Consider the following 11,679-nt stretch of genomic DNA (forward strand, 5'->3'; position numbering starts at 1 on the left):
AGAAGATTCACCCTATGATTGATGCAGTTGACCTCTTTTGTGGCGCTGGCGGCCTTACCGCTGGCATGCGTAATGCCGGTATCGACGTCCACGCCGGCTACGACATCGAGGCCCAGTGCAAGCACGCCTACGAAGTCAACAATGATGCAGTATTCGTGGCCAAAGACGTCAAGAAACTCACCAAGAGGGAATTGAGCGCCTGGTACCCGAGAGTCGAAGGCCGTTACCGCTTGCTTGCTGGCTGCGCGCCCTGCCAACCCTTCTCCACCTACAACCAAGGGCGGGACACCAGCAGTGATAGCAAGTGGCCACTACTCTATCATTTTGCGCGCCTGATCCGGCAGGTCAAGCCGGAGCTGGTCACGATGGAAAACGTACCAGACGTGACCAAGCACAAGGTCTATGGCGACTTCGTGAAAAACCTTGAGCGGCAGGGCTATAAAGTGTGGGCCAACCGTGTGGCTTGCGTTGAATACGGTCTACCTCAGCACCGGCGTCGCCATGTATTGCTGGCATCGAGGCTCGGTCCGATCAAACTCATTGAGCCCACTCACCGTGATGCACCTGTCAGCGTCATGGAAATGATCGGTGATTTACCCCGAATCGCAGCAGGTGATTGCGACCCGGATGATCCGATGCATCGCGCCGCTACGCTGACCCCGATCAATCTCCAGCGAATCCTGCACTCTCGTGAAGGAGGTACATGGCGGGATTGGCCACCGCACCTCGTCGCAGAATGCCACCGCAAGGCCAGCGGCAAAACCTACCCCAGCGTCTATGGCCGAATGAAGAGAGATGAGCCGAGCCCCACGATGACCACACTCTGCTATGGCTTTGGTAATGGTCGATTTGGTCATTACGAGCAGGCCCGCGCATTGTCTCTTCGAGAAGCGGCGATCTTGCAGTCCTTCCCCAGGGATTATGAGTTCATGCCGCCGAAAGACATCACGTTCAAAGCAGTGGGTCGGATGATTGGCAATGCCGTACCGGTCCGACTGGGTGAAGTGATCGGTGAAAGTCTCATGCGCCATGTCGAGAGGTACGAGCAGAACCGGCGCCAGGAAATTCCCGCCTGATTCGCCCCTCAAGCTCTGCAGGCTTGCGAGTTTCGCATTCCCAGATCACCAATACACGCCAGCCCAGCTCTCGTAGCTGGGCTTCTTTTTTTGCATCACGCTGAACGTTTGCCCCAAACTTGGGAAGCCAGTATTCCTGCCTAGTCTTCGGCGTGCTCGCGTAGCGGCAGCCAGGATGTCGATGCCAGAAACACCCATGCACGAAGACCACCGTCCGAAATCGCGGCAGGACTATGTCCGGCGAACCCGGGAGATCTCGTCGATGCAGACGGAACCTGAGCCCCAGAGCATGCAACGCTTGGCGAACGATGATCTCCGGCCCAGTGTGGGCACGCTTGACCGCGCGCATGATGTCACCTCGCAACGCCATACCTCCCATTATCGAAGTATCCGCTAACCACAAGCCTCTCTGGTTAACTAATCAAGCTTTACTTCAAGCACACCTCTTAATAAATCAACCGCCCTAAATTCATTTGAAACTCACGTGTACCACGCTTCGTATCTACTAGATGTTTTAACCAGCTTTCGGCCTTTGACGAGGTTGCACGCATCACAGAGAAGCTGCATGTTCGTTACATCGTTAATCCCTCCCTCCGCAAGGGGAACGATATGGTCGAAATGTTTTGGGGTAGCTATTGTCACCAACCCGCTCAGGTCTTTGTTACATGACGCACACATTCCGCGATCACGGAAAAATACAGCTCTTCTTACCCACTCAGGGATATGAGCACGGGTTGGTACGCCATCCTTCACCAATAGCGCAGAGTGCTCAGGCTCCAAGTCAGCCTTCTCTATACCCTGAACTACGCCTGACACATAGGCATTTAGCTTGGCAAGCAGAGCCCTGTTGCCGAAGAGAATAAAGAATACCTCGTTAGAAAGCTGGGTGAGCAGCTCATCAAGTTCCCCCGTTAGATGAAGATCCTGGTGGTAATCGAAAATATGATCTTCCGTTGCATCTTCCAGCAGAACAGATTTTTCTTTTAACCAATTTTGGAATCCAGGGATCTGGATACCATGGTGCTTAAGTGCTTGATCGACCCACAACTGGCTCCTTGAATTGCTCAGAGCAGCCGTGGAAGCGACGTCGCCAATCCTCTCATACATGAGCTCTTCAATAATGAACTGCGCAAACTCGTGCAATACGCTCCATTTAGGGAAAGGCTGTAAAAATAATCCAATCTCCCGATCTTCGTGCCAGTTATTCAGGTTACGAAGATATCCCATCGGGTTATCAAGAACGTTATGAACAATGTTCGCGTAGTAGTAAGTTTCAAAGTACGCCATCTCGACAAGCTCTTCACGCATGGCATGGCTGACCTTTAATAAATGTAAGTAGAACCGTGACTACAAGAGCATCAGACCCGCAAGTTGGACAAGCCCTCATCCACCAAAAGGCATGACCACACCTGTAATCGCCAACGCCTCCAGATGTCGATGAAGCTGCTCGGGCAAAGAAGTGCCAGATATCAATACCCCAGCCTCCATGTTCTGGTCCATCGCGTATCCAGTCAGGTTGGCACTGGTGATGAAGCAATACACTCCATCCGCCACCGCGACCTTCGCGTGCACGCTGCCATTGACGAACGCAGCACCTTTGTCTTTCCAGACGTAGAAAAGCGCATCGGGGACGATCTTCTTCAGGTTACCGATAGGGTCGACGCTGACCTTGCCACCCTGAGCGCTCGAGAGCTCCATCAGAAACTCGATCTTCACGCCACGCTCTGCCGCTGACTTCAGAGCCCTGGCGATCGACTCGATGTCGTACGCGACGTAACTGGTGATGAACAACCGTTGCTGAGCGGTATTGATCACCTGTATCAAAGCCTGCTCGGTTCGCCGAGCAGGAACGAGCTCGGTCGTCGGCCCAGTCCACACCAGTTCGACCCTCTGTCGACTCTCCGCATGACGAAACGCATGCGCAGCGGCCAAGAGCATTGCAGCGAGCGTCTCGCCACTAATGGTCGACGCCTTCCAGGCTCCGACCAGCCCCTTGAGCACGTTGTCGGCCTTCGCGGACAGTGGTCCCGCCCTCAGATCGCCTGCCTTCGCGACTTGCATTCCTCTGACCTTCGCCGCCAAAGCCGCTACGCGGTCATAGGAGACTATGGAAACCAACTCGGACGCCGCTGCCAGTAGCTCTCGCATCTCAAGCATCCGGGAAGAATGCCGCTTTGGCATTCTCGAAAGTCGGCACGACCATCGTCCGGTCTAGATAACGGTTGCCACACTCGCACGATGTCTCCGCGACGAAGGAGCAGGCATGGCACGCTGCTGCATGCAAACTACGGTCTTTCCGGGGATCATGCTCCGCGCACAGGGGATCGGAGGAGCAAATGCGCGCACGCCGCAAAGCCTGAACCAGTAGGCGCTCCAGGTTCTCGGGTTTGCCCAGTTCGACCAATCCACCCAAGGTACCATCAGAATCCGCAGCGGCCGTGTAGATGATGAAGCCGCACTGGCTGCCATCGTCATTCACCTCGGCATAGATCCGCTCTTTGATGCTGGCCGCGTTGTATCCACACTCCAACGCCAACTCTCGGATCAGCAGATGCGCCAGAGTGTGCAGCATCACGTAGCGGGCACCTGGATAACCGTCATCCGGAGGACAGAGATGGCGGGCGTTTCTCCAACCTTTGTGCCCTCCACGCAGCCTCATGTCGGCAGCCTGAACGTCGGCTGTCTGCTCCCACTCAGCTATCGACTGCTCGTCGAACTGAAGGAAGATGCCCTCCCCGTGCACCTGATTCGCGGGGACCCAATCGGGCTTCGCACGTGACAGCGGTGCCTGGATGGGTCCAGCCCCACCGCCGCCCGAGTCGTCAGGCGCCTCGACTCGCGTGAAGCCTAGCAAGGCATTCACCTCGCGCAGACGCTTCAACAGCAATACCCTGGCGATCTTGCCTTGGAAACCCTGAGGAACGGCCACTGCCTCGGACAAGAAGTGCGGATAGTCATTCACTGGCACCGGTTCGATCAGCACCCGCCACTCGGGGCCTTTGATGTCAGCTTCGGTGACACTCTCGCCATCTCCAGAACGATGAGCCTCAATGCCTGCCCAAATGTCTTCTGCGGAATACTGTTCGATTCCATGCAATGAGCCAGTCTTCTTCAACAGCTTGATGGTCAGGGGAACCTCATCGAGCGACTCCAGATCGCTGAAGAAGCTCCAACCATCCTCCAACAGCTGCGCCAGACCATCCTTTGCCTGAGGTATCGCCAACGCAGACAAGGAGACTGGAAACCAGCTGTTGGTTGCCCCCAACAGCACGGCCCGTGGCTCGGCATCGCAATCCGGCTCGAACTGATCCAAATGAGGATGCCGTCCACGACAGCCCGGCAGGTTCTCCTTACCGAGCTGCCCGAAGGCATGAGCCATATTGCGCGATGCACCGCACGTGTCGCATTTGACCCAAAGGTTCTCAGTCTGTAAGGAAGCACCACTTTCGAAGAATCGCAGCGTGCCTTTGCAATCGCTGGGCCCACTGTGGACGAACCACTGCCAAGGGAAGTCGTCCAGATGTCCGTTCTTACAAGCCAAAAGAAAACGTGCCGGGACGGCATCTGCATCCTTAGCGGGTTGATCCCCTTTGGAGCCTCGGCAGCCCTGATGAACGAAACGTGTCGCCTCGGGGCGGTACCGGCTTTCCTTGAGCTCGAACAAACCACTGTCATAGGGAGAAAGAAGCCCGCACTTCACACAGCGCAACCAGCGAGGAAAAGGACGAACAGGAACCCCGACGCTGGCTTCGGCAGAGAAAGGATCCACCGACTCACTCTTGGTGAACGGCGGCATTCGTAACGATTCGACCTGAGGACCGAGCGCTTTTTGCACTGCGGCGAGCAGGCGATTCTCGATCACCAGGTGGCAACGATCCTTTTCCCAGACGTCGATACCGGAAGTCACGACCGACAGATTCGGCAAGTCGACGAGGGCACCAGGACCGTAGGTCCACAGCAGTTGGCTGGGTCGTACCGAGCCAACGGGAGTCTTTTCGTGCGCCATCTTCATTCGTCCTTATCAGCCGCCGCGGGGCGAGGCTTCCATTGGATATCATCTTTGATCTTCGCCGAGTTCATGACCAAGCGAACGCCAGGCTCGACCTCACGCATCGACATGGGCACCGTCCAGTTATCCCAAGTGTGCGTTCCAGGCGCCCTGATCAAGGGAAAGGTCAGATCCTTCTCTGGCCCACGCTTCTCGTATGCCAAGATGCGATTGCCCTGCATCACCTCATTTACCCACTGATCCGCCCGCTGCTTGAGCATATCGCCAGCGAGCTTCTTCGCAGGAGCCTCCGCGATGTTGTCGGCTCGCGCTTCCAACACTCTCATGGCATCCAGCATTTCCGCCTGGTTCGGCTGCTTGAGACTCTGTGCGCCCTCGTTCGGCGCGAATTCCTCGCTCTTGGCGCGGATCAGCGACAGCATCGCCCCGGTCAGACCTCGATCCATCGCACGCGGCGAGAACGGAGTGACCGATTGCGCTTCGACGTGCTTGTAGAAGGTCGCGTGGTAATGCTCGAAGGTCTCGTAATGCGAGAGATCACGCGGGCGAGCCCACGTCAGGACGGTACAGACCAGACCGGGGAATTGACGCCCCACACGGCTGGTCGCCTGGATGTACTCCGCCGTCCCTTTCGGCTGACCATTGACGGCCATGATGCCCAGCCGGTTGACGTCAACACCGACCGACAGCATGTTGGTCGCCAACACGATGTCGATGGCACGCGCATCGCCCTCCTCCCATTTGGTCACGTACCTACCTTTCTCGGGATCCCATTCGGACTTGAACATCACTTCGAGCTGATCTAGATACTTTGGAATGTCCTGGTTCGAAACCCGAGAAGTCAGCTCTCGGATATTCATGACGCTGCGCTGGGCCAGACCAGGTCGCTGCACCATGCTCATTTGTACACGGTACGCACGAGTCTGCACGTCGTCCTCGGCCAGACGCTTCATGCCACCCAGCTCTCGCAACGAGTTGAAGTAGCCCACCATGGTCATGTAAGGGTCGGCGGCTTTGCCAAATCGATCGAACAGTGCTTGAGCCGCGGTCAGCGCTGCCGTGTAGACACGGATCAACATAGCCGGCCGTGAGCTGCCCGGAGCACAGATTCCCAGATAGCGCCGGCCGGGTTTCTGCTCGATAGGCCTCTGCACCGAGAAGAAGTTGTCCTCGACGTCCAAGCCATGGGGCGGGAACACCGAGACCTGGCGCATGAAGACGTTGTTGACCTGCTGCTGCGCCTTACGCACGGTAGCGGTGGAGGCGATCACCTTCGGACGGATCGATTCACCATCCAACTGCCAGGTACACAGTTCATCGACCGTGCTCTCATAGAGGCCGACCATGGTCCCCAAGGGACCGCTGATCAGGTGGAACTCATCCTGGATGATCAGATCCGGAGGCCGCACCGGAGAAACTGCCTTGACCGTTGCAGCTGCCGCCCTACCCGGGACAGACTTGTGACCGGTAATGCACTCCGAGCCAGGCCAGAGCAATCCGTGCCTGGAGCACTCCCTCGATACCCGACCGAACAGGTTCCGTACCGAACCACGCCACGCCATCATGGCGAACTTGTCCACCGTGGCGATCATCATCGACGGTGGGCGGTGATACATCTCCTGGTCCACGACCATCACCGGCAAACCAGGGTGTGCCTGCTTGCTCGAACGGCCACGAGAGAAGTCACAGGCACTCAGCTTGTCGCCGCAATAGATCGTCGTACGCCCAGCTATCTTGTCGACCTCGATATCTCTCTTCGGGTCGATCTCCGTCCCGCACCACGGGCAACCTGTCAGCTGCGCCGGCGAAGCCATTCCGGTAGGGTTTCTCCCCGGGGTACGAATGGCCTCGATGAACTTGTGGCTATCCTCCGTGGTACCTGGCGTCACCTTGTTGCCGACCCAAAGGCCGATGGTGAATGCGCTCTCGCCAAGTGACTTATCGCCCGTGGCGAGAGCCTCACGACGAATATGCTCCATTGCGCAGATCAACGCGGTAGCCCGCTGGAACTGCTGCAAAGTCAATAGACGCAGGGTGTAGCGCATGATCACTGCCAGCCCGCGAGATGAATCGTAGCCCCCCAAGTTCCCTTGCAGGCGGCGAATCGACATGGTGAATGCAGCCACGCCCAAATAGGCCTCGGTCTTGCCGCCGCCCGTAGGGAACCAGAGCAGATCCGCATAGGCCTGCAGAGGCTGAATGCGATCCGTATGCTTCGGATCGGTCAGCCCCGGAACGGATAGCAACAGGAAGGCCAGCTGGAAGGGACGCCAGGAGCGGTTCTTAGGCACATCAAACTCCCCTAGCTCGACAGTTCGTCCTCGACGACGCTGCAAAGCGAACGCGCTATGCACCCGCTGGATCGCCATCGCTCGGTTAGCGAAACGGAAGGCTGCTAGGGCCTTGTCATCCGTCGCCAGCAACCCCACGCCCTCATGCAGACGAACCAGGATCGACTCGCAGTGGCTCAGCGCCTCATCGGCCTGCTGCACATAGCCGGCCGTATCGATTTCGATGCGTGCGCGCTGATCGTCGATCCATGCCGAATAGTCCTCGGTCAGTATCCCGAGTGCAGCGACGAGCTCGCCTTTCTCCAGATCAGCCAGCCGCTTCATATCCAGCAGACCTTCGTCGACCAATCTGCGCATCGCTGGCCGGTCCTGCGGATCCAAGCCCGGCGTTTCAGTGACGGGCACTTCGTACTGCGGCATCACCGCCGTGCTTAGCTCTACCGCCCTAGCCACATCTGGGCCCGCCACCGCATGCACTGCGACGCCATGGCCCACTGCGAACTCGACCCGATCTCGATAGATCATCTCCAGCGCCAAGCGCTCGCGGAAATCGTCATCGTCCGCAGCGCCAGCATCCGCCTCCAGAGCGGGGCGGCGACGGAAAATATCCTTCACCGCGCTTTCGCCACTGGCACGCACTAGGATTTCCGGTTGGAACACCCAGGCGGTATCACGATTTTCTGGCGGCTCTATCTGGCTGTTGACCAGAAACAGCGTAACCAGGCGTTCACCCTTCTCGTTGGGTGAACGTATCGTGCCCTGGATCCGCACCTCTGGGCAGGCCGAATCCGGAATTACGGGAGAGATCACTCCATCCTTCAGCGCCAATTGAAACGTCCCGCCGGAAGGCTTGCGCCGCCAGACTTTGGCTTTGAGAACCTGCTCGGTGGTATTGATCACCCGCCCCTCGGCGTCACGTACCGCCTTCTTGACCACCTTGGCATGAGCAGGATCATCGGACTCGAAGCGCTCATAGCGCCCCCAACTCACCACCACCTTGAGGCTTTCCGCATTGCCGTCGACGCAAAAAGTGAACCCCAAGCTCGACGGTGCGAGCGACTGGTTCGAGGCCGTGTCCACCTCTTCCTCCGCTTCGGAATCACCGCCACCAGTCTTTTGGGGAGAGTCGACCTTGTTCGACTGGACCTTCGGCTCCAGATCCGCAGGCTCGCCCTCCTCATTCTCTTCGGGGGGAGCCACATCCTCACCGCGCTCTGAGTTCTCCATCGGCGCGAGCTTGCCGACGAGGTAACGATCGCGAACGCTCATATCGACGATGAGCTCCTCCGGGCCACCGGCAGGCCCCAAAAGGTCGTCCATGATGGCGTACTGCAAAAGCTCTCGAATGTAAGCTTCGTTCTCGATCAGCGGAATGTCGGCGAGCGTGACGCCCAATGCACGAGGGATAGCCTCTGCGAACTCGGTCCAGGGAGCACGTGTGACGCTTCCAACGGTCGGAGGCAGCAAACCGGTGCTGCCGATCCCTACCACAGGCACTATCGTCTTGACCTTGTCGAAGTACAGCGCGGTGCCTTCCGTATCGACTCGGATACGCAAGACATGACCGACACGTACGATGCCGCCGGCCGGGTTCAAAACCAGTACCCACGCCCCTTCGCGCAACGCGGTATGGCCCCCCTTCAGATAGACAACCTTATCGGCCAAACGAGCGTCACGCACCAAGCCACGATCGACGACTATCCAAGCCTCTGGGGCGCTGTTCTGCAGCATCTCTTCCATGCTCATTCTTCAAACCCCATTCACGATATCTTCCAGCTTATCGGACGCCTTAGTTTTCTCGATGTAGGCCGAGTAAGCCACCTGAGCCCCGAGCATCAGCGCGTCATAGTGCTTGATGCGGGTGATCTTCATACCCACTCCCGCCCTATAGCTCTACCCGCGAGAAATGCGGATAGATCCTGTAGAACTTTCTGAAAACACCAAATGGATCCTCCCCCATATCGGAACGCGGCAGGTCGAACCCCATTATCCTCTGTGGCTCCTCCACAGACTCCATCGTCAAGCGCTCAAGCGTCGAGATAGCGGGTAAATCCAGCCGGTGCGGGACATCGGTCGTGGAGTAAAACTCCCAGTTCTTGATCAGCTCTTCGGTTGCTTCGTCATCACGATGGCAAACGACGAGTGAAGCCGTCACCATCGGTTGACCGTCAGCGTAGTGAGTAGCCAACGCCCAGACGATCTGTCGGTCCTTGAAGCTAAGAGCCTCTCTGTCGACCGCCAGCTTGAGTACCCGAAGCAGACTCGAACCATAGCTCTTGAAGTTCATACCGTCAGCGCTCAGCCCACTTGGAAAGAGCCCACCCAAACGCGACTTGAAGCGCGCGAGCCGCCACTCCTGGATCGTTGGCTTCTGTGCCCGATCCCCCGAAACCTCACCATCGACCTCGACGGACAGATCCTTCGGATCTGGCCTGCCCAACGATGCCGGATTGGCGTTGAGGGTAACGCGTAGAATGCTCCCTATCGGCACAGTTCCGATCGTTCGCGCGAAGCGCTCAATCTGCGAAGTGATGCCACTAGGCTCCGTGTAATCGAACCAGATGATGGCGGGCGAGTCGAAATCAGTCTCGTCAAGATAGTCTTCAAGGCCGCGATGAATGCACTCGATTGAAGCTATCGGACGGTTGAAAAGCTGGCGCTTATGAACCTCCTCTTCGGTCTCGATGCAGGTCATTCTTTCGATGCCCAATCGTGCGTGGACCAGCCGAAAGTCTTCGAGGAATGGGCCACCCAGGCCAACGTAGTGGTACTTTTCAAGTCCGAATCTTGGAGCAAGCCGCATCAGCAGCGACAGGAAGAGCTCTCGATCCACAGCCTTGTTGGGCCGCAACTTATAAGGAAGAGAAGAACCGGCACTCATCGCTCAGTCTCCCTGCTTCCTAGCCTTCACCAGCTGCATCTCGAAGCAAGCTTCGCCAACGATGCCTGGCTTTTCTTCCTGGTCATCGAACAACATCTTCGAGACAAGACGCACTTCCTCGATAGGCCGGGAGAACACTATTCTTCGGGAAGAAGGCTTCTTCTCTTCCGGCACTGGCAGCACTTTGGCCTTCAGGGGATTGAATTCAATGTGGCCGTCCGGCTTCTTGGCGAGTTTGCGTGATTCGATAGCCGCTATAACCTTGCCAAGTGGCATCGGCCGAGCATCTGCCCAGTAGCGGGATTGATCGGCACGTGGGTGGTTCTTCCACTGGTTGGTGTAGGAGATCCATATCCGCATACCCTCCTTCATCCTGACGAGGGACTCCAACCAGACGTTCGATGAAGTGTCTAGGGCGCGCTTCGTCGTGGTGACAGGAAGCTTGTCAGCACGATGCGACCTGAACTCGATGATCCCCGTGATTATGGAGAACTGCGGGTGGTAGAGCGGAATACCGTCTCCCCATCCCGTCAAACGGTTCTTATCACCAACAATGACTGCACGATCGTTGCAGAGCACCGTCCAACCAGAGGTAGAAGATGAGCGATCCCCTTCGAAGCCGACGTCATCTTCATCGTCATCGCTAAGACTCTTGGAAGTGTTCAATCCGACGGTAATGGAAACGAGCACATCATCTATCGTCTTCTGGAAAACGTAAGGGGCGGGACTGTCCTCATCCTCCGTAACGAGCACTTCGACCCGAACGGGCAGAACAGGCTCACCGTTGAGCTCCACTTGGAGCCCCCACTGGAGGAACATCGTGAAGTGCTCAGCGATCGCGGTACGCACCTCGTTCTCGAAAGCCGCGTTGCCAAAGTGTCTTGCGACGCCTTCGTGAAGCTCTTGAACGAGAATGGTAGTACCGGGCTCGTCGAGTTTTTCGTTAGCCTCGCTCGGCTCATTTATCGGCAGGGGATCCCAGTTCTTTGCGTCAAGCCATTCCGAAGTGATCGGCACCTCGAACGTATCCTCGCCATGCCGCGTCCGCACCAAAGCGTTACGTCCCATCTTGAAGATGGCGCGCTTCATACCGACCCCGTACATCCCGATAGTTTCAGCATCTGAATCACGGTCGTCGTCAGGCTCACGGCCCATCTTGAACGCATAGTTTTTGGCGACATCACGAGGGATTCCGCCACAGTTGTCGGCAATGGAGAAATGATCTCCAGCGATCTCGATCTTCACGAAATGCTTGGCATAGTCGACCTGGTCGCCGTGAACAAGCCTCAATGCACCATCCAAGCAATTGTCGAGCAAATCCAGGATAGCGTCGGCAAGGCTAATGTCGCGCGTCAGCATCGATACGAAGAACTGTTTGGTCGGGCTCGCCTGTGCGCGATCTTCGGTAGGTTTGGTCATATA

The 11,679-nt window shown here is 57.2% G+C and carries 9 protein-coding genes; 1 reads left to right on the plus strand and 8 read right to left on the minus strand.

Going from position 1 to position 11,679, the window contains the following annotated elements; genetic code table 11:
- Window positions 1-5: 5 nt before the first annotated feature.
- Complete coding sequence (locus N5C91_RS29330; protein WP_079392154.1) at window positions 6-1,076, plus strand: DNA cytosine methyltransferase; 1,071 nt, start codon at window positions 6-8, stop codon at window positions 1,074-1,076.
- On the opposite strand, the gene N5C91_RS29335 is transcribed toward N5C91_RS29330, so the two are convergent.
- The 8 genes from N5C91_RS29335 to N5C91_RS29370 form a co-directional block, all read right to left on the minus strand.
- On the minus strand, window positions 1,021-1,455 hold the full coding sequence (locus N5C91_RS29335) for a very short patch repair endonuclease (protein WP_079392153.1): 435 nt from the start codon (window positions 1,453-1,455) through the stop codon (window positions 1,021-1,023). The genes N5C91_RS29330 and N5C91_RS29335 overlap by 56 nt on opposite strands.
- 101 nt (window positions 1,456-1,556) lie before the next feature.
- Entirely contained in the window at window positions 1,557-2,384 is an 828-nt protein-coding gene (locus N5C91_RS29340) for an HNH endonuclease (RefSeq protein WP_279833889.1), read from the minus strand.
- Window positions 2,385-2,459: 75 nt separating this feature from the next.
- The gene (gene drmC / locus N5C91_RS29345; RefSeq protein WP_279833891.1) at window positions 2,460-3,224 is read right to left on the minus strand and encodes a DISARM system phospholipase D-like protein DrmC; all 765 of its coding nucleotides are present in this window, start codon (window positions 3,222-3,224) and stop codon (window positions 2,460-2,462) included.
- A 1-nt stretch (window position 3,225) separates the two neighbouring features.
- Complete coding sequence (locus tag N5C91_RS29350; RefSeq protein WP_279833893.1) at window positions 3,226-5,082, minus strand: DUF1998 domain-containing protein; 1,857 nt, start codon at window positions 5,080-5,082, stop codon at window positions 3,226-3,228.
- 2 nt (window positions 5,083-5,084) lie between these two features.
- The gene (gene drmA, locus N5C91_RS29355; protein WP_279833894.1) at window positions 5,085-9,116 is read right to left on the minus strand and encodes a DISARM system helicase DrmA; all 4,032 of its coding nucleotides are present in this window, start codon (window positions 9,114-9,116) and stop codon (window positions 5,085-5,087) included.
- Between the two features lie 9 nt (window positions 9,117-9,125).
- Window positions 9,126-9,248 carry a hypothetical protein gene (locus N5C91_RS29360; protein ID WP_279833895.1) on the minus strand — a complete coding sequence of 41 codons (123 nt, stop codon included), beginning with the start codon at window positions 9,246-9,248 and terminating at the stop codon, window positions 9,126-9,128.
- Window positions 9,249-9,261: 13 nt separating this feature from the next.
- Complete coding sequence (locus N5C91_RS29365) at window positions 9,262-10,257, minus strand: O-methyltransferase (RefSeq protein ID WP_279833896.1); 996 nt, start codon at window positions 10,255-10,257, stop codon at window positions 9,262-9,264.
- A 3-nt stretch (window positions 10,258-10,260) separates the two neighbouring features.
- A complete protein-coding gene (locus tag N5C91_RS29370) occupies window positions 10,261-11,676 on the minus strand; it encodes an ATP-binding protein (protein ID WP_279833897.1) in 1,416 nt (471 codons plus the stop codon).
- Between the last annotated feature and the right edge of the window lie 3 nt (window positions 11,677-11,679).

The sequence above is a fragment of the Pseudomonas sp. GD03903 genome (genome assembly GCF_029840045.1).
Lineage (GTDB): Bacteria > Pseudomonadota > Gammaproteobacteria > Pseudomonadales > Pseudomonadaceae > Pseudomonas > Pseudomonas pseudonitroreducens.

What these genes read in the sequence shown, in the direction of transcription:
- N5C91_RS29360 (WP_279833895.1), bottom strand. Translation starts at nt 9,248, where the DNA reads ATGAAGATCACCCGCATCAAGCACTATGACGCGCTGATGCTCGGGGCT.
- N5C91_RS29340 (WP_279833889.1), bottom strand. Translation starts at nt 2,384, where the DNA reads ATGCGTGAAGAGCTTGTCGAGATGGCGTACTTTGAAACTTACTACTAC.
- N5C91_RS29350 (WP_279833893.1), bottom strand. Translation starts at nt 5,082, where the DNA reads ATGGCGCACGAAAAGACTCCCGTTGGCTCGGTACGACCCAGCCAACTG.
- drmA (WP_279833894.1), bottom strand. Translation starts at nt 9,116, where the DNA reads ATGGAAGAGATGCTGCAGAACAGCGCCCCAGAGGCTTGGATAGTCGTC.
- N5C91_RS29335 (WP_079392153.1), bottom strand. Translation starts at nt 1,455, where the DNA reads ATGGGAGGTATGGCGTTGCGAGGTGACATCATGCGCGCGGTCAAGCGT.
- drmC (WP_279833891.1), bottom strand. Translation starts at nt 3,224, where the DNA reads ATGCGAGAGCTACTGGCAGCGGCGTCCGAGTTGGTTTCCATAGTCTCC.
- N5C91_RS29370 (WP_279833897.1), bottom strand. Translation starts at nt 11,676, where the DNA reads ATGACCAAACCTACCGAAGATCGCGCACAGGCGAGCCCGACCAAACAG.
- N5C91_RS29365 (WP_279833896.1), bottom strand. Translation starts at nt 10,257, where the DNA reads ATGAGTGCCGGTTCTTCTCTTCCTTATAAGTTGCGGCCCAACAAGGCT.